The organism is Pseudomonas sp. YeP6b (assembly GCF_025642995.1).
Lineage (GTDB): Bacteria > Pseudomonadota > Gammaproteobacteria > Pseudomonadales > Pseudomonadaceae > Aquipseudomonas.
In genome coordinates this window covers 4,468,613-4,485,173 of record NZ_CP080090.1, presented here as the reverse complement: position 1 = coordinate 4,485,173, position 16,561 = coordinate 4,468,613, and the positions used below count along the sequence as shown (strand labels likewise).

At 61.6% G+C, this 16,561-nt stretch carries 17 protein-coding genes; 9 read left to right on the top strand and 8 right to left on the bottom strand.

Going from position 1 to position 16,561, the window contains the following annotated elements:
- Nucleotides 1–19 precede the first annotated feature (19 nt).
- Nucleotides 20–706: a molecular chaperone gene (locus tag KZH41_RS20080; RefSeq protein ID WP_263273572.1), complete on the bottom strand. Its 687-nt coding sequence runs from the start codon at nt 704–706 to the stop codon at nt 20–22.
- A 207-nt stretch (nt 707–913) separates the two neighbouring features.
- Between KZH41_RS20080 and KZH41_RS20075 the strand changes: the two genes are divergently transcribed.
- Nucleotides 914–1,435, top strand: a complete 522-nt coding sequence (locus KZH41_RS20075; protein ID WP_242150954.1) for a chemotaxis protein CheY — start codon at nt 914–916, stop codon at nt 1,433–1,435.
- A gap of 16 nt (nt 1,436–1,451) precedes the next feature.
- Here the strand turns inward: KZH41_RS20075 and KZH41_RS20070 are convergent, their stop codons facing one another.
- Both KZH41_RS20070 and KZH41_RS20065 read right to left on the bottom strand, forming a co-directional pair.
- Nucleotides 1,452–2,657 carry a DUF1835 domain-containing protein gene (locus KZH41_RS20070; protein ID WP_263273571.1) on the bottom strand — a complete coding sequence of 402 codons (1,206 nt, stop codon included), beginning with the start codon at nt 2,655–2,657 and terminating at the stop codon, nt 1,452–1,454.
- A 251-nt stretch (nt 2,658–2,908) separates the two neighbouring features.
- Complete coding sequence (locus KZH41_RS20065) at nt 2,909–3,985, bottom strand: aldo/keto reductase (protein ID WP_263273570.1); 1,077 nt, start codon at nt 3,983–3,985, stop codon at nt 2,909–2,911.
- A gap of 131 nt (nt 3,986–4,116) precedes the next feature.
- On the opposite strand from KZH41_RS20065, the gene KZH41_RS20060 reads away from it, so the two are divergent.
- A complete protein-coding gene (locus KZH41_RS20060; protein WP_263273569.1) occupies nt 4,117–4,794 on the top strand; it encodes an ATP-binding cassette domain-containing protein in 678 nt (225 codons plus the stop codon).
- Entirely contained in the window at nt 4,791–5,582 is a 792-nt protein-coding gene (locus tag KZH41_RS20055; RefSeq protein WP_094951525.1) for an ABC transporter permease, read from the top strand. The genes KZH41_RS20060 and KZH41_RS20055 overlap by 4 nt, the downstream gene beginning before the upstream one ends.
- A gap of 141 nt (nt 5,583–5,723) precedes the next feature.
- Here KZH41_RS20055 and KZH41_RS20050 read toward each other — a convergent pair whose 3' ends face one another.
- The gene (locus tag KZH41_RS20050; RefSeq protein WP_242150948.1) at nt 5,724–6,776 is read right to left on the bottom strand and encodes an L-idonate 5-dehydrogenase; all 1,053 of its coding nucleotides are present in this window, start codon (nt 6,774–6,776) and stop codon (nt 5,724–5,726) included.
- A 13-nt stretch (nt 6,777–6,789) separates the two neighbouring features.
- On the bottom strand, nt 6,790–7,563 hold the full coding sequence (locus tag KZH41_RS20045) for a glucose 1-dehydrogenase (RefSeq protein ID WP_242150945.1): 774 nt from the start codon (nt 7,561–7,563) through the stop codon (nt 6,790–6,792).
- A 147-nt stretch (nt 7,564–7,710) separates the two neighbouring features.
- On the opposite strand from KZH41_RS20045, the gene KZH41_RS20040 reads away from it, so the two are divergent.
- From KZH41_RS20040 to KZH41_RS20020, 5 genes are all read left to right on the top strand, one after another.
- Entirely contained in the window at nt 7,711–8,583 is an 873-nt protein-coding gene (locus KZH41_RS20040; protein ID WP_242150942.1) for a LysR family transcriptional regulator, read from the top strand.
- Nucleotides 8,584–8,687: 104 nt separating this feature from the next.
- The gene (locus KZH41_RS20035) at nt 8,688–9,320 is read left to right on the top strand and encodes a glutathione S-transferase family protein (protein ID WP_094951529.1); all 633 of its coding nucleotides are present in this window, start codon (nt 8,688–8,690) and stop codon (nt 9,318–9,320) included.
- A gap of 34 nt (nt 9,321–9,354) precedes the next feature.
- Nucleotides 9,355–10,275: a LysR family transcriptional regulator gene (locus tag KZH41_RS20030; RefSeq protein ID WP_094951530.1), complete on the top strand. Its 921-nt coding sequence runs from the start codon at nt 9,355–9,357 to the stop codon at nt 10,273–10,275.
- A gap of 16 nt (nt 10,276–10,291) precedes the next feature.
- Complete coding sequence (locus KZH41_RS20025; RefSeq protein ID WP_263273568.1) at nt 10,292–11,176, top strand: LysR family transcriptional regulator; 885 nt, start codon at nt 10,292–10,294, stop codon at nt 11,174–11,176.
- A gap of 79 nt (nt 11,177–11,255) precedes the next feature.
- Nucleotides 11,256–12,185 (top strand): pyridoxamine 5'-phosphate oxidase family protein, encoded by a 930-nt coding sequence (locus KZH41_RS20020; RefSeq protein WP_242150931.1) that lies wholly within the window; start codon nt 11,256–11,258, stop codon nt 12,183–12,185.
- A gap of 60 nt (nt 12,186–12,245) precedes the next feature.
- Here the strand turns inward: KZH41_RS20020 and KZH41_RS20015 are convergent, their stop codons facing one another.
- The gene (locus KZH41_RS20015; protein WP_094951533.1) at nt 12,246–12,797 is read right to left on the bottom strand and encodes a Dabb family protein; all 552 of its coding nucleotides are present in this window, start codon (nt 12,795–12,797) and stop codon (nt 12,246–12,248) included.
- Between the two features lie 805 nt (nt 12,798–13,602).
- Here KZH41_RS20015 and KZH41_RS20005 point away from each other — a divergent pair.
- Nucleotides 13,603–14,004, top strand: a complete 402-nt coding sequence (locus KZH41_RS20005; RefSeq protein WP_094951534.1) for a RidA family protein — start codon at nt 13,603–13,605, stop codon at nt 14,002–14,004.
- 5 nt (nt 14,005–14,009) lie between these two features.
- Here the strand turns inward: KZH41_RS20005 and KZH41_RS20000 are convergent, their stop codons facing one another.
- Complete coding sequence (locus KZH41_RS20000) at nt 14,010–15,431, bottom strand: efflux transporter outer membrane subunit (protein WP_263273567.1); 1,422 nt, start codon at nt 15,429–15,431, stop codon at nt 14,010–14,012.
- Complete coding sequence (locus tag KZH41_RS19995) at nt 15,431–16,225, bottom strand: helix-turn-helix transcriptional regulator (RefSeq protein WP_263273566.1); 795 nt, start codon at nt 16,223–16,225, stop codon at nt 15,431–15,433. The genes KZH41_RS20000 and KZH41_RS19995 overlap by 1 nt, the downstream gene beginning before the upstream one ends.
- Between the last annotated feature and the right edge of the window lie 336 nt (nt 16,226–16,561).

The following is a 16,561-nucleotide window of genomic DNA, read 5'->3' as shown; positions in this document are numbered from 1 at the left end:
GTAAATACCCCGCGAATCATCAGTTGAGTGCCGCGCGATGGCGGGCCTGCAAACCGATATCGGTGATTTCGGTGAAATGGAGGGTGGTGCCCTTGGGCAAGGGGCTTGGCACGGTCAGGGTTTTGCTCTCGTACGGCTTGAGCAGCAGGTAATCGCTGAGCACCTCGTTGTCGGTTTGCAGGTTCACCAGCGACAGGTGAAACGCGCTGGGGTTACGGACCGTGACGGTGCGCCCGTCGCCGCTGCTCCACACCAACTGCTGCACCGCTTCAGCCGAGCCACCTTGGAGCGCGGGCGGCCGATAGAACAGCTTGAGCCGCTGGCGTATCGCAAATTGCACGCTGTTGGGGTCTTCGGGCTTGAGCGGGATTTCCATGATATTCAGCCAGAACAGCGATTCACGATCGGTGGGCAAGCCTTCACCGGCATACAGGATGCGCAACTGGTGATGCTCGCCGGCACCCAGTTGCACCAGCGGCTCGGTGGCGGCAAACGGCACGGTGCGGTCGCCAGCGTCGGCCTCGCTGGTGATCCAGGTTTGCACCACCACCTCACGGGATGCCTGGTTGACCACGCCGATGTTGGCTGCCTTGTCCTGGCCAAAATAGATCAGGCGCGTACCTTCGATCTTCAGCGCGGCGCTGGCAGGCGGCGGTGCCAGGGCCAGCAGCCCGCAGGCTAAAATCACCATTCTGAGTAGAAACATGAGCAAGGATGGATTCCATGGGAGCGTGTGGGAACGCAGCCGATGGTAGGGGGCGGGTGGGGCGAGGGCTTTCAGGCGATTCTTAAAAGTGGGCAGGTGTACCCAGTTGCCGTTTCAGAATCGCCTTAAAGTCAGGTTTCACCCCTGACGGGTAACGTGTTCAGCGTTGAATGATCGACGCGGATGCCCACCTGTCAGGTTTACCCTATGTCCAATAAAGCGTTACGCCTTCTGATTGCCGATGCAGACCTGCTGCAACGGATCAAGATTGAGAAAATGCTCAACCAGTTGGGCTATTACCGCATCGCCCCCTTGAGCTCGTTCGACGAGCTGCAGGCGTTGACACGCGTGGACGGCGTAGCGTTTGACCTGTTGATTATCAACACCGCGCTGGTGCACTCGCGGCAGGTCAACCTGTTGAAGTACTGCCACGACAACCCGCTGATTCGCCACACGCTGATCTATGACGGGCAATGCGCGCAGAGTTCGGTGGTGTCGGTATCGGTGAGCCAGACCCTGCACCTGTCGTTGTCACAATCGCCGGACTTCAACTCCCTGCGCCGCTGCATGGAGATTGTCGACCCGGACCATAGCCTGCCACCGGTCGAGCGGCCGACACTGCGCGCCGTCGACAGCCGCGTCAGCCACCTGTCGACGGCGCCGCGCGGCCTCTACCAGGGCGACCCGGCGGTGATAGCGTGTGCGGTCGGGTTGTCGCCCAAGCGCTGAGCGCTGTGGCGCAGCATCAGCCACGCCAGACGGGCAGGTGGTCGTCGCCCAGCGTCCAATGGGGTTGCCTTGGCCGCAAGCAGACCCCGCCGACCCAACGCTCGTGGCTGGCGTGGTCCAGCCAAGAGGCGTCGCCGTTCAGCACGGCGTGCCCCAGTGGCGTTAACGTCAGAGCGCGGCGCGGCCATTCGTGCTCGGTGCCGGTCTCGATCAGCAACGGCTGCTCAGCCTCGATCAACGGCCGCAACAGCGCATGGAACATCATGTCGCCCAGGAACGGCAGCGGCTCGCGCTTGCCCATCAACTCGGCAAACACCCTGCCGAAGGGCACCGGCCCGGCCTCGGCGATGTACCTCAGCGACAAGCGTTCGGTGAGGGACAGGCCATCGTGGAGACCGGGTAGCTCCTGCAATTGGCGACGTAATGCCGGTGCGAGAAAGGGCAGGGAAGGCTGCGTGCTGTGGGCCAGTTCCGCCAGCCCAACCGGTGAGCTGGCGCAGTACGCCGACCACGCCTGTTTGGCCAGTTGCACCGCCGAATCGTCGATCAACCGGCGCTGCGGCCATAGCCACGCCAGCACGTCGGGGGCCAGTTGGCCGATACCGATAAACCGCTCGACGCCGGGAATGCGATCAACCTCGATCAGCTCCAGCTTGCGCGGTGCCTGCTCAAGCCCGGCCAGCGCACGGATCAGGAACAGTTGGTCATAGGCATCCGCCTCGCACCACAGCACGCTGTGGTCGGTGTTGGCCAAGGCTTCAAGCTGGTGGTATTCATCCTTGACACGCCGCGCGACTTCAGTGGGGTCCAGGGCAAAGGCCTGGCTGATAAACGCGCTGCGCATCACGCGGAATGCTTCGCTGGGCAAGTCGCGCACCGGCCCCATGCACAGCGGGTCTGCGAGCATCTGGAACTGGCCTTTGAACCCCGCCACTTGCAGGCTGTGGGCAATGTCATTGCCGCAGCGCCAGTGGGTGGTACGGGCTTCATCGCTGGCATCAAACGCGGGGTGGCGGGCGGCGAAGTCGAGGGCGTCGACATGCGCCTTGAGCTTGGGCCAGCTGCTGAAACCGAGTTGCTTGGCGACCTGCCATTGAGCCTGGGACAAGGTCGCGTTGGGGTCTTGGCTTTTCAGGCGCGGCAACAGTTCCTTGGCGCGCTTGCGCTGCTGCTCAAGGTTGAGACGGCCATCGGTGTTGGAGGATAGAGGGCGTTGCGACATACGATCTCCTTGCACTGACCTTTTCCGCTTTAAGGTTGGGAGTCGTAGAAATGAGGTAGAGCTTGAGTGTCTTGGGCGCAGCCCTTTCCGCGGAAGGTGGCGTAGAGAGCGCCAGGCGGGAAATATAGGCAGCATTGGCGTTCAGTGCAACCCTGGAAGTGTGGGAGCGAATTCGGCTGGCAGCACAGCAGTGCTTGGCTTTTCTGTGGGAGCAGGCAAGCCAGCACCCACATTTAGCTATGTATAGTCCCTTACTTATCTGTTCTGGCATCCATGGTCTTTTGATGCTCAGCCAGGAACGGTTGCTCCGCCGGGTCAAAGCGGTCAATCCCGGCGGTAAAACGATGCCAGTATGGATACAACGGCTGGCGACGGGTCACCGCTTCGATACGTGAAGACTGTTCTTCTGTGAGTTTCAGTTCGGTCGCCGCGAGGTTGTCGCGCAGGTGTTCTTCGGTGCGAGCGCCGACGATCAGCGAGGTAATGCCCGGGCGATCCTTGAGCCACGCCAGGCACGTGCGCGCGACCGACACGCCATGCTCATCGCCCACGGCGGCGAGAGTTTCGATGATGTCCAGCGCACGTTCCTGGTCATGCACATAGGGTTCCGGCCAGCCGCTGCCCTGGCGGGTATTGGCCGGTGGCTTGTGCCCGCGCCGGGTCGAGCCGGTCAGCAGGCCTTCGCCCATCGGGCCCCACACCAGCGTGCCGATGGACTGGTCGAGCGCCAGCGGCAGCAATTCGTACTCGGCCTCGCGGGATTCGGGCGTGTAGTAAATCTGCTGGGTGATGGGTTTGAGCATGCCGTGAAGCTCAGCCTTGCCCAGGGTTTTCATCATCTGCCAGGCGGTGAAGTTGCTGGTGCCGAAGTAGCGAATCTTGCCCGAGCCAACTAACAGCCGCAGCGCTTCGAGGGTTTCCTCGATCGGCGTCAGGCCGTCCCAGTTGTGCAATTGGTAGAGGTCGATGTGGTCGGTGCCCAGGCGCTTCAAACTGGCTTCGCAGGCGCGGATCAGGTGGTAACGCGAGGAGCCGGAGTTATTCGGGTTGTTGTCCACGGGGCTACGGCCCTTGGTGGCCAGCAGGATGTCGTGGCGCTTGTCGCCCAAGGCTTTTCCCACCACTTCTTCGGCCAGGCCGTGGGAGTAGAGGTCGGCGGTGTCGACCATATTTACCCCGGCGTCGAACGCGATGTCGAACATGCGCTTGGCCTGGGGCACGCCCACCGAACCGCATTTTTCGAATTCGGCGCGACCGCCGAAGGGCACGGTGCCCAGGATGATTTCGGATACCAGCAGGCCCGAATGGCCCAGTTGTCGGTAGAGCATGTCGCCTCCTGTTTTACGTTGCACGTGAAGGTGTGAACGACATGAAGGGCGATAGTTTGAATTTTTTCATGAAATCTTCGTGCACCTGCCGCACCATTGCACCAACAGGATTTAAGAGGAACACCGCGTCCATGAGCGCACTGATAGAAACCCGCGCCCTCACGCGCCGGGATGAGCGCCGTCAAGTGGCCTTGCTCCACCCCACGGATTTCACCCTGAACCGCGCCGACCGCGTGTCGATCACCGGCTCCTCCGGCTCGGGTAAAAGCGTGTTCCTGCGCGCGCTGGCGCTGCTAGATGCGCCCAGCGCCGGGCAGATTTTGTGGAATGGCCAACCAATCGCCAATGCAGAGATTCCCCACTACCGCAGCCACATCAGCTACTTGTCGCAACGCCCGGCGCTGCTTGAAGGCACGGTGGAAGACAACCTGCGTTTTCCCTTCAGCCTCAAGACCCTGCGCAAGCGCAGCTTCGATTTGCAGGCCGTCACCACGCTGTTGGAGCATGCCGGTAAAGCCCCGGAGTTTCTGCAGAAAAACGCCGGTGACTTGTCGGGCGGTGAGTCCCAGGTGGTCTCGTTGATTCGCACCTTGCAACTGAACCCCGAAGTGCTGTTGCTCGATGAACCTACTGCCGCCCTCGATCCCACGTCATCGCGTGATGTGGAAGCGCTGATCGACGCCTGGTTTGCCGGCGATAACTCGCGCGCTTTCATCTGGGTGTCCCACGACCTCGACCAGGCCCAACGCATGAGCGCCATCCACCTGCACATGAGCGCGGGCGTGCTGAGTGGAGCGGCACAGCCATGAACTATCAAAACCTCACCGCGCTGGACATGGGCATCGCTGCCTCGCTGATCCTGATCAACGGCGCGCTGTCATTGCTGTTGCGCCTGGGCCTTGGTCGACAATTGCTGTGGGCGGCGGTGCGCACTGTGGTGCAACTGTTGGCCATCGGTTATCTGCTGGGCTGGGTGTTCGAGTTCGCGTACTGGTACGTGGTGCTGCCGCTGATGTGCGCAATGACCTTGATCGCCGGCCTGTCGGCGGCGGGGCGTGGGCGCAGGACCTATCGCGGGCAACGGGTCGACAGCATCCTGTCGGTGTGGGGCAGCTCGTGGCTGGTCACGGCGGTGGGTTTGTTTGCGGTGATCCGCATCCACCCGTGGTACGAGCCGCAATATGCGATTCCGATTTTGGGGATGATCCTTGGCAACACCCTGACCGGTGTGTCCTTGGGGATTGAGCGTATGACCCAGGAACTGACCTCCGGGCGAAATACCATCGAGATGATCCTGGCGCTCGGCGGTTCACGCTGGGAAGCCGCCCAGGAAGCGATTCGCCAGGCGGTGCGCGCCGGGATGATCCCCACGTTGAACCAGATGACCGTGGTCGGCATCGTCAGCCTGCCCGGCATGATGACCGGCCAGGTGCTGGCGGGGGAGAGCCCGGTGGACGCAGTGCGGTATCAGATCGTGATCATGTTTCTGATTGCCGCGTCGTCGGCGCTGGGTACGGTGGGAGCGGTGCTGCTCACGTACCGGCGGCTGTTTTCTACGAGCCACCGGTTTTTGCGCGATCGTCTCGAAGAACGCTGACAGAGCAGCCAACTCAGCTCAAATGTGGGAGCTGGCTTGCCTGCGATAGCGGTGTATCAGTCGCCGAATAAGTTGACTGAACCACTGTTATCGCAGCCTCGCTAAAGCTCGACAGCTCCCACAGGGTTTAGCGGGAAGGCTTCAATCCAAATCCGCCACACCAAAATCCAGCACCACTTTCATCGCCTGAGTCTTATCCGCCGCCAACTCAAACGCCTTGACCGCCTCGCCAAACGGCACGGTATGGGAGATCACCGGGCGCACATCCACGATCTGACGATTGAGCAAGTCCACCGCCTGGGCAAACTCCGAATGGAAGCGGAACGTGCCACGCGTATCAATCTCGCGGCTGACCAGCAGATTCAACGGCAACGACACATCACCGCCCAAGCCCACCGTCACCAGGACGCCACGTGGGGCGATGCATTCCAGGCCGTTGCGCAGAGCCTGGGCGCTGCCGGAGACTTCGAACATCACGTCGAAGTAGCCCTTTTCGGCGCTGTAGCGCTTAAGCGCATCGGCGCCGTCGGCAAGGTTGTGGGTGCGTGTGGCGCCCATTTTTTCGGCGCAGGCGAGGGCGCTGGCGGACAGGTCCACGGCCACGATTTCACCGGCACCGGCGGCGCGCAGGCTGCCAATCAGCAGGTTGCCGATGGGGCCGCAGCCGGTCACCAACACGCGTTTGCCGAACACCGCGCCGGCACGTTGAATCGCGTGCAAGCCCACTGACAAGGGCTCGGCCAGTGCACCCTCGGCGAGGCTGACGTGGTCGGCCAGTCGATGGGCCTGATGGGCCTCGATCACCAAGCTCTGGCGAAACGCGCCCTGGATATGCGGAAAGGGCATCGCGCTGCCGTAGAAACGCATGTTCAGGCAATGATTCGGCAGGCCCTGGTGGCAATACCGGCAACCGCCGCACGGGCGTGATGGCGACACCGCAATGCGCTGGCCAGCCTTGAACAACCCGGCCTCGCTGCCCACGGCGTCGATCACCGCCGACACTTCATGGCCGAGCACCATCGGCTCGCGCAGGCGCACGGTGCCGAAACCGCCGTGCTGGTAGTAGTGCAAATCCGAACCGCAGATACCGCCACGGGCGATGCGTACGCGCAGTTGGTCGGGGGCGAGGGTTTGCGGTTCGTCCAGGGGATCGACCCGCAGGTCTTTTGAGGCATGGCAAACGATAGCGTGCATAAGGCTCTCCGGGTTACAGCGACGCAGTAATACCACCGTCGACGTACAGAATATGACCGTTGACGAAGCTGGCGGCGTCGCTGGCCAGGAAGACGGCAGCGCCGGCCAACTCGGCCACGTCGCCCCAACGGCGGCTTGGCGTGCGTTGCTCCAGCCAGTCGCTGAACGCGGGGTTGGCCACCAGGTTGGCGTTGAGTTCGGTCTTGAAATAGCCAGGGCCGATGCCGTTGATCGTTAACCCATGCGGGCCCCAATCGATGGCCATGCCCTTGGTGAGCATTTTTAACGCGCCTTTGCTCGCCGCATACGGCGCGATCCCCGGGCGCCCCAATTCACTTTGCACCGAGCAGATATTGATGATGCGCCCACGTTTGCGCGGGATCATCACCCGTGCCACGGCCTGGCCAACGAAGAATGCGCTGTCGAGGTTGGTGCTGATCAGCTCGCGCCAGTGCTGCTCGCTGTAGTCTTCCAGCGGGCCACGGCGTTGCATGCCGGCATTGTTGACGAGGATTTCCAGTGGCCCCAGGCGCGCTTCGATATCGGCCACAGCGGCCTGGGTCGCCGCGCTGTCGGTCACGTCAAACGCCTGGGTGTGCACCTCCAGGCCCTCCAACGTCAGCGTGGCCGCTGCATCGCGCAAGGTGCTGCGGTTGCGCCCGTTAAGCACCACCCGCGCACCGGCCTGCGCCAGGCCACGGGCAATCGCCAGGCCGATACCGGCGCTGGAACCGGTGACCAGCGCGAGCCGGCCATCGAGGCGGAAGGTGTCTAAAACGCTGTGCATGAGGCGGCTCTCCTGGCGTGCTTAGTGTTATAAGCAAAACCGTTTTAGGGTTGCTTGGATGGGCTTCACTTCACTCCTGCGAGGGCTGCAGGTCCAATGTTCATTTATGATTGAGTGATCAAATTCTGTGATAACCAGGAAGGCTTTATGGAGCTAAAGCACTTGCGCGCCTTTGTGGTGCTCGCCCAGGAGCTGCATTTCGGCCGCGCGGCGGTGCAGCTGTCGATCGTGCAACCGGCGCTGAGCATGCAGATCAAGTTGCTGGAAAGTGGCCTGGGTGTGCGCCTGCTGGATCGCAATCGCCACTCGGTGACGCTGACTGAAGCGGGGCGCGCGTTCCTGCCTGAAGCCCAGGCCACGTTGCACCAGGCTGCGCGGGCGGCGGATGCGGCGCGGGCGTCCAGCCGTGGCGAAATCGGCCGGGTGCGCCTGGGGTTTGTGTCTTCGGTGCTGCCGCAGCTGTTGCCGGCGTTGATCCGCGCGGTGCACCAGCGCTACCCGCGTATCGAACTGGAGCTCAAGGACATGCCCGGCCCCGATCAAGCCGCGGCCTTGAAAAACGGCCAGCTGGATTTCGGCCTGATGCGCCTGCCCGCCGCGCACCCTGGCGTGCAGACCCGCGCCGTATTGCGCGAAAGCTTTTGCGTGGCCTTGCCCATCGATCATCCCTTGGCGGCCCAGGAAACCCTCCAGCCCACGGATTTGCTCAACGTGCCGGTGTACATCCTCGCGCGGCGTTACGCGCCGGGGTTTTACGACGAGTTTATCCACGCGTTGGGCATCACCCTGGACATCGCCTCGGAACTGGGCGAGTTCACCACCATGCTTGCGCTGGTCTCGGCAGGGCTGGGCGTTGGAGTGTTGCCGCAGCAAGCGGCGCGGGCATTGCCGGCCAATTGTGTGTCGCGGCACTTGGAGCTGGGGGCGTATCAGGCCAGCACCGGGCTGGCCTGGACTGAGTTGGACAGCGCAGTGAAAACCACGTTGTTTAATCTGATCGTGGAATTATTTGGCGAATGATTGTTTCACCCGGTGAAATACTGGATTGTAAATCCTGGTGATTCCATCGATCAGGGCGGCGGTAGACTATGCCAGGCCTCGATCCCCCACCTTTGGAGCCTTTCATGTCTCAGCCTGCGATCAAACTCTATGGTTTCCCGCTGTCCGGCCACTCTCATCGGGTTGAGCTGATGCTGTCGTTGTTGGGCTTGCCCAAGGAATTTATCTTGGTGGACCTCAAGCAAGGCGCCCAGAAATCCCAGGATTTTATCGCCAGCCTCAACAGCTTTGGCCAGGTGCCCGTGATTGACGACAACGGCACCGTATTGGCCGATTCCAATGCGATCCTAGTCTACCTGGCGAACACCTATGGCAACGGCCAGTGGCTGCCGACCGATCCTGTCGGCCAAGCATGCGTGCAGCGCTGGCTGTCGGCCGCTGCCGGGCAACTTCACGCTGGGCCGGCTGCGGCGCGACTGGCCGTGGTGTTTGGCGCCGATGTTGATACCGTCACCGCGATCAACCACTCTCACGCCCTGTTGAAGTTGGTGGAGCAGCAACTGAGCCAAAGCCGCTTCCTGGCCAGCGAACACCCGAGCATTGCCGATATCGCCTTTTACACCTACGTGGCCCACGCGCCGGAAGGCAATGTGTCACTGGCCGACTACCCTCAAGTGCGCGCCTGGCTTACCAGCATTGAAGCATTGCCGGGCTTCGTGGGCATGCCGCGCACGGCCGTTGGCCTGCAAGCACAGTAATGTGAATACCCTGTAGCTATTAGAGTGAACGCCGATGGACCGATTTCATGAAATGCAGGTGTTTCTCGCGGTGGCCGAGGAGGAGGGCTTCGCCGCTGCTGCGCGCCGCCTGAACACTTCGCCGCCGAGCGTGACCCGGGCCATCGCCGCCATGGAACAACGCATCGGCACTCAACTGCTGGCACGCACCACCCGCAGCTTGCACTTGACCGAGGCCGGTCAGCGTTACCTGGAAGATTGTCGGCGTATCCTCGCCGAATTGGATGAAGCTGAAGAAGCCGCGGCAGGCAGTTATTCCATCCCCTGTGGGCACTTGACGGTGACCGCGCCGGTGCTGTTCGGCGAGCTGTATGTGGCGCCAGTGCTGGGCGATTACCTGGACCGCTTTCCCCTGGTGAATATCAACGCCTTGCTGGTCGACCGCGTGATCAACATGACCGATGAAGGCGTCGACGTGGCCGTGCGTATCGGCCATTTGCAGGAACCGGGGCAGCAGGCGATCAAGATCGGCGAAGTGCGCCGAGTGGTGTGCGCCGCGCCCGGTTATCTCGACCAGCACGGGCGCCCGTCGCGGCCTGAGCAGCTGCGTGAAGCGAAGGTCGTCACCCCGTCCTCCAGCCAGTTGGTGAGTGAATGGCGGTTTGTCGACGGCGGCCAGCCGCTGACGGTGCCCATCGAACCGCGTTTGGTAGTCACGGCGAACAATGCCGCGATTAACGTGGCGCGGCTGGGTTGGGGCGTGACGCGGGTGCTGTCCTACCAGGTCGCGGCTTCGGTGGCGGCAGGGGAGCTGGAGATCGTGCTGGAGGATTTTGAACCGGCGCCGCTACCGATCCAGGTGGTGTTCCTCAAGAGCGGCCGCGTACCGGCTAAGGTCCACACCTTTGTCGACTTCCTCACCCATCGCCTCGGGCAGGACGCGGCCCTGAACCCGGCGATGAAGCAGCGCGGCTGATGGAGCGGCGCGCCTAATGGAACGTTATCGCGACATGCAGCTGTTTGCGGCGCTTGCCGGGCAACCCAGCCTGGCTTCGGCGGCGCGTTATGCGCAGGTCTCTGGCCCGACTTTGGCCCGCGCGATTGCCCGCCTGGAAGCACGCCTGCACGTGCCTTTGCTGCTGCGTACGACGCAGGGTGTGAGCCTGACCGAGGCGGGCAACGCCTACATGACCGACTGTGTGCGCCTACTGGCCGCCGTGGACGCCGCCGAGGCCTCGGCCAAGGGCTTGCACGTGCAGCCCCAGGGCAATCTGCAGGTATTTTTGCCGGTGCTGTTCAGCCGCTACGTGATGGCGCCGGTGTTGGCGGCTTACATGGACCGTTACCCTGACGTGCGTCTCGTCGCCCGCTATCACGACTATTACCCCAACCTGCACGAAGAGGGGCTGGACGTGGCGGTACTGGTGGGCGAACTGCCCAGTTCGTCGCTGATCGCCCGGTCGGTGGGGCAGGTGCGGCCTATCCTTTGCGCCAGCCCCGGCTACCTCGCCACTCATGGTGAGCCGATGCACCCCGATGACCTCAAGCGTCACCACCTGATCGCCAACGCCGATCGGGTGCACTGGGACTTTCAAGGTTATTCACTCAAGACCCGCGCGCGCCTGAGTTGCGCCACGGTGCAAGGCACGATCAATGCGGCCGTGCACGGTGCAGGGTTGATTCGCTGCCTGAGCTACCCGGTTCACGAACATCGGGTGAGCGGCCAATTGCGCCGCGTGTTGCCAGCCTTTGAAGGGCCGCCGTTGCCGGTGCACGTGGTCTACCGCGAGGGCCGCAATGCGCCGATGCGCGTGCGCAGTTTTGTCGACCACTGCGTGGCGGCGCTGCGTGAACATCCGGCATTTCAGTTGGCGTAATAGTGGATTGCCTGGCGTGGGTATTCTCTCGATGGGTGGCTGAGCTTAGCCTGGGCCCATCCACTATGAGGTGATCGCCATGAACCTGATCGAACAATCCCCCTGGCATGCCGGCGAACGGCAGATGCAGGAAAGTGCCGGCGTTGCCGAGCGCATGGCAGTGGTTGGGCCCAAGGTGATCCGTGATCATTTGCCGGAACAGCATCGGGATTTTTATCCGTTGCTGCCTTATCTGGTGCTCGGTGCGGTGGATGCACAGGGCATCCCGTGGGCGACACTGCTGGAAGGCGCGCCGGGGTTTGCCCATTCACCGGATCCGCAGACGTTACAGGTCGACAGCATGCCGTCCAAGGGTGACCCGGCGCTGCCTGCAATACTCCGTGGCGGGTCTGTGGGCCTGCTGGGCATCGACCTCAACACCCGGCGCCGCAACCGCATGAATGGCCGCATCGGCCGCCTCGATCACGAGGGTTTCTCGGTCGACGTGGTGCACACGTTCGGCAACTGCCCCAAGTACATCCAACTGCGCCCGGTCGATGCGATTGCGCGTAAACCCGGCACCCTGGCCGAGCGTTCCAACAGTCTGGATGATACGGCACAGGCCATGATCCGAAACGCCGACACCTTCTTCGTCGCAAGCTTCGTTGACGTGCAAGGCCAACGTTCGGTAGACGTCTCCCATCGCGGCGGCAATACCGGTTTTGTGCGCGTCGACGGCAACGTGCTGACCATCCCTGACTTCGCCGGCAACCTGTTCTTCAATACCTTGGGCAACCTGTCGGCGAACCCGGTGGCGGGGTTGTTGTTTATCGATTTCGAGTCGGGCGACGTGCTGCAGATTGCCGGGCGCACCTCACTGATCCTCAGCGGCCCCGAAGTGGCGGCGTTTGAGGGCGCGCAGCGGTTGTGGACGGTGACCGTTGAACATATGGTGCGCCGCCCGGCGGCATTGGCGTTGAGGTGGCAGTTTGCAGGGTTTTCGCCCCATAGCTTGGCGATGGGGAATTAATGCCAGGCCAGCGAACACGCTCGATCTAGTGTCTCATCCACCCCTGTCTGCGCGCGCCGATCAGTGCTTGTCAGCGGCAAAGTCGAAGACCAGTACGCCCTGTTGGCCTTCGGCAAGCAGTGGGCCGACAAACGTTTTGAATTCGGCATGCTTAGGGTCGTAGTACTTCGCGTCCTCTACAATCGGCGCCCCCACATAATAATTTCGATCACCCTCGGACTTGAAGCGCACCACGAAGGCTTGTTCAAACCCATGGTCTACACCTTCGCCGCTGTTCTGTTTGCCGGTGATGATGGATGTGATGTAACGCTTGCCTGACCGCTTGGCGATCTGTTCAAGCGCCAGAAAACGTTTTTTGACCTCGGCTTTTTGTTTGTCGGTGACCGTATCTTTATAGCGAAACAGCACGATATGTTCGACGCGGCCGGGTTTGTAACCCGGTGCAGTAAAGCGTTTAAGACCCTCGCGCGTTATTTCAGCCTGCAGTGTTTGTCTCTGGGTGGCGGCTTGAGCATCAGGCGCCGGCGTTTGTGCGAATGCTGCGTTGGTACCAAGCAGCAGCCCTGCGGTGAACAGTGTGGTTTGAAGAGTGTTACGAACAAAACGAATCATGGGGTCGTATCCTTATATTGGGTTGCTTCAATGTTGGCCATTGGCACTGTCTAATCTTGAGTACTGCCTGTGACACCTCACACTCTTCAGGACTGGCGCCGTGTGGCAGCGTATGACAGAGCTGTTAACCAGTTGGTCGGATGAAATCCGAAACCTGTGTAAGAGTAGTCTGTGTGGCGGGTGACGTAGGGCACAGCCCTGGCCGACAATCGCGATCACCCGCGCGGGGTCTACACCAGCCCAGTGGCGATGTATTGGTCGCCGAAAGCAATCGCCCGCCGATGCCTGAAAGCGCCACCGATGGCGGTGCCGGCCTGACCTTCTCCGATGCGTGTGGCATGCCGGCGGCGTTTGCCAATGGTGTGTTTGTCGGTGAGCACGGTTCGTAGAACCGCAACCCGCTGGCACGCCCATCGACTTCCTGACTGGTGTTCTCAACGCCGCAGGTGAAGCTCAAAGTCGGCCACTGGGAGTGACCCTGGACGCACAGGGCGCGCTGCTGGTGGCGGATGACGTGGGCAATAAGGTCTGGCGGGTGACCCAACGCCGCCGCACCGCTGCGATGGCATCAACGGTGTCTCGCTGATAGACCGAGGTGTCTGCATCGCAGGCAAGCCAGCTCCCACAGCAAACCAGAGCACTGCGGAGCTGGCAGTTAAACGCGCTCCCACAAGGGACCACCGCTCTATTCAGCGACGGTATACGCCCGACACAGCTCTGCCAAAATGTTGCTGGATGTTGAACCGTCAGATTGAGCAAAGCCTTTGGGTTAGCCTTGTTTCCCCACCGACAACAAGGACTCGTCATGCAACGTAAGGTCATCAACCCCACAACGGTATTCAACTCCCTGCAATACGGCTTCAGCCAGGCTATCGAAGTGCCTGATGGTCGGCGCATCCTGCTTTCCGGCCAGGTGGGTGTGGATGCCGAAGAGCGAACCGTCGGGCCTGGTATCGCCGAGCAAACCGCCACCGCGTTAGACAATATCGAAAAGGTGCTGGCCGAGGTCGGCGGCGATCTGGCCCATGTGATCATGCTGCGGCTGTACATCGCCGAGCCTGCGCGTGATCAGCAGGAGCCGATCGCGCAAGCCCTTCGCCAGCGTTTCCCGCATAACCCGCCGCCGTCTTCATGGATCATCGTCAGCGGGTTGTCGTTGCCGCAGTGGTTGATCGAGATTGAAGCGGAGGCGGTGATTGCGCATTAATCACCTCAGCGCCGTGACAGCACCGACGCATCCCCCCATGCGCCACCCAACGCCGTATACAGGTTCACCTCCGCCACCAACTGCGCCAGCCGGTCCACAATCAGCGCCTGTTGTGAACTGAACAACGAACGCTGTGCATCGAGAAACGTCAGGTTGCTGTCCACGCCGCTGCGGTAGCGGTGTTGGGCCAGGTCGTAATAAGCCTGGTTGGCGGCGACGAAATCGCGTTGCGCCTCCAACTGGTCGTTGAAGGTTTGGCGGGCAGCGAGGCCGTCGGCGACTTCCTGAAACGCTGTCTGGATCGACTTTTCGTACTGCGCCACGCTGATGTCTTTTTGCAGTTTCGCGTAATCGAGGCTGGCGCGCAGGCTGCCGGCGTTGAAGATCGGCAGGTTGATCTGCGGCTGGAAGGTCCAGGTGCCCGAACCACCCTTGAACAGCCCCGACAGCTCCTTGCTCGCGCTGCCGGCATTGGCGGTGAGGGTGACCGAAGGAAAGAACGCCGCGCGGGCCGCACCGATATTCGCGTTGGCCGCCTGCAGTTGATATTCGGCCTGGAGGATATCCGGGCGCCGTTGCAGCAGGTCTGAGGGCAAACCGGCCGGCACGCGCGCCACCCAGTCAGCGGCGAGTGGCCGCGATGGCAGGTTTTCATCCACCGGGCCGCCCACCAGCAGGGCGAGGTTGTTGAGGTCTTGGGCGACTTGGCGTTCGTATCGGGCCACGCTGGCGCGGGTGCTTTCCACGGCCGTGCGCGCTTGCACCACGTCCAGCGCTGAAGCCTTGCCCGCGTTTTTGCTGCGGCTGGTGAGTTGCCAGCTGTGGTCGTTGGCTACCAGCGTCTGCTGGGCCAGGGCCAGCAGTTCCTGGTCGGCGCGCCAGGTCAGGTAGGCATTCGCCACATTGGCCACCAGGCTCAGTTGCGTGCTGCGCCGTGCTTCTTCGGTGCCAAAATACGTGAGCATCGCCTTTTCGCTGAGGCTGCGCACACGGCCGAACAGGTCCAGTTCATACGCGCTGAGCCCCAGGGTGGCGGAATAGTTGGAAGTGATCGCGGACTTGCCCGTGCCAGTCACGCCCCCCGGCAACTTCTGGCGTTTGCCGGCACCGCTGGCCGACACGGCCGGAAACAGGTCTGCACGTTGGATCCGGTACTGCGCCTGGAAGGCCTGCACATTCAGCGCCGCGACACGCAGGTCGCGGTTGTTGACCAGTGCCGCGCCAATCAGCTGTTGCAAGGCCGTGTCGTGGAACAGCTGTTGCCAGTCCGGTGTAACCGCCACGGCACCGGCCTGCGCCAGGCTGTAGACCCCGCCTTGGGGGTACTGCACAGGCACCGGCGCCGCCGGCCGTTGGTACTCGGGGATCAACGAACAGCCGCCGAGCATCCAGGCCATGCTTACGCTGGTGAGCATCCATTTATTCATCAGGCGCCAACCATCCATTTGGCCAAACCATGCCGGCCACTCACGCCCAACTTGGCAGCAGCGCGCTTGAGGTAGGTTTCGATCGAGCTGTTTTTCACGCTGAGTTTTTCCGCCATTTGCGGCACGGTGCCGCCGGTCAACAGGCCCAGGCACACCTCCTGCTCGCGCGCCGACAGGGTGATATCGCTGAGGGACAAACGCTTGTAGAACTCGCGCTGCAACTGCGATTGCTCAAGTGGGTTGTGGGCCGGCTCAATCTCGTTGTGCGACGCCTGGCGCAGGATCTGCGCATGCCGCTCCATCAGCGGCAGCAGGGTGTCTGACAGGCATTTGAGAAACGACAACTCGGCCAGGGAAAACCCCTGCTGGGTCGGCAGGCGATAGAACGAAATCACACAGCGGCGATTGCCCTGGCGCGAAACCAGGTTGCACTGGTGCGAACTGCCACGCGGGTGTTCGCTGTTGGTCTTGGCCTTCAACTGGATCAACAGCGGGTCCTGCATGCGCAGCATTTGCCGCAGCAGTGGGTGGTCCCTCAGCGGGTGTACAGCCTGCGGCGCAGATACATCCTTTTTCAGCCCGGCACTGCCTAGCAGCTTGATCTCGCGCACGCTGTCGCGCAGTTCATCCAGGGTCCATTCACTGAGGTCAACCAGATGAATGGGCACCCACTTGTCCACCAAATGCAGCATGTTGGCAGCGAAGTCTTGGTGGCCGCTGTTTGAAATCAACTCTCCCATTTCGGCATAAAAATGCGGGCTGTGGGTGTCGCCAATACTACGGGTCAGACTCATAGCCATCTCATCCTTGATGTCGAAAACCGTCAACGGGCACCCTGGGTCCGCGTCGGGTCGCTCCGTACTGCTTGAACGTTACTCGGCGTTCGAGATTTTATTTAGCCATAGGGATTTGTCCTACGTATGTAGCGGAAACGAGGGACACAAGTTGACATAAAAACCACGTCATTAATTCGACGTTTCTGACGGGGTATTCCGCCTACGAAAAGCGCAGTGGATTTTTTATAGTTAATTAACTAGTTGATTAATAATGAGAAAATAATTTAATGGCAATCGTTCGGCGAGCTGACATCGGCCAGATATAGCCAATCTCCTACAGCCCTTTAATCGTTT

Bases quoted from the DNA above. Each gene is read 5' to 3' on its own strand.
- KZH41_RS20080 (WP_263273572.1), bottom strand. From the start codon at position 706: ATGTTTCTACTCAGAATGGTGATTTTAGCCTGCGGGCTGCTGGCCCTG.
- KZH41_RS20075 (WP_242150954.1), top strand. From the start codon at position 914: ATGTCCAATAAAGCGTTACGCCTTCTGATTGCCGATGCAGACCTGCTG.
- KZH41_RS20070 (WP_263273571.1), bottom strand. From the start codon at position 2,657: ATGTCGCAACGCCCTCTATCCTCCAACACCGATGGCCGTCTCAACCTT.
- KZH41_RS20065 (WP_263273570.1), bottom strand. From the start codon at position 3,985: ATGCTCTACCGACAACTGGGCCATTCGGGCCTGCTGGTATCCGAAATC.
- KZH41_RS20060 (WP_263273569.1), top strand. From the start codon at position 4,117: ATGAGCGCACTGATAGAAACCCGCGCCCTCACGCGCCGGGATGAGCGC.
- KZH41_RS20055 (WP_094951525.1), top strand. From the start codon at position 4,791: ATGAACTATCAAAACCTCACCGCGCTGGACATGGGCATCGCTGCCTCG.
- KZH41_RS20050 (WP_242150948.1), bottom strand. From the start codon at position 6,776: ATGCACGCTATCGTTTGCCATGCCTCAAAAGACCTGCGGGTCGATCCC.
- KZH41_RS20045 (WP_242150945.1), bottom strand. From the start codon at position 7,563: ATGCACAGCGTTTTAGACACCTTCCGCCTCGATGGCCGGCTCGCGCTG.
- KZH41_RS20040 (WP_242150942.1), top strand. From the start codon at position 7,711: ATGGAGCTAAAGCACTTGCGCGCCTTTGTGGTGCTCGCCCAGGAGCTG.
- KZH41_RS20035 (WP_094951529.1), top strand. From the start codon at position 8,688: ATGTCTCAGCCTGCGATCAAACTCTATGGTTTCCCGCTGTCCGGCCAC.
- KZH41_RS20030 (WP_094951530.1), top strand. From the start codon at position 9,355: ATGGACCGATTTCATGAAATGCAGGTGTTTCTCGCGGTGGCCGAGGAG.
- KZH41_RS20025 (WP_263273568.1), top strand. From the start codon at position 10,292: ATGGAACGTTATCGCGACATGCAGCTGTTTGCGGCGCTTGCCGGGCAA.
- KZH41_RS20020 (WP_242150931.1), top strand. From the start codon at position 11,256: ATGAACCTGATCGAACAATCCCCCTGGCATGCCGGCGAACGGCAGATG.
- KZH41_RS20015 (WP_094951533.1), bottom strand. From the start codon at position 12,797: ATGATTCGTTTTGTTCGTAACACTCTTCAAACCACACTGTTCACCGCA.
- KZH41_RS20005 (WP_094951534.1), top strand. From the start codon at position 13,603: ATGCAACGTAAGGTCATCAACCCCACAACGGTATTCAACTCCCTGCAA.
- KZH41_RS20000 (WP_263273567.1), bottom strand. From the start codon at position 15,431: ATGAATAAATGGATGCTCACCAGCGTAAGCATGGCCTGGATGCTCGGC.
- KZH41_RS19995 (WP_263273566.1), bottom strand. From the start codon at position 16,225: ATGAGTCTGACCCGTAGTATTGGCGACACCCACAGCCCGCATTTTTAT.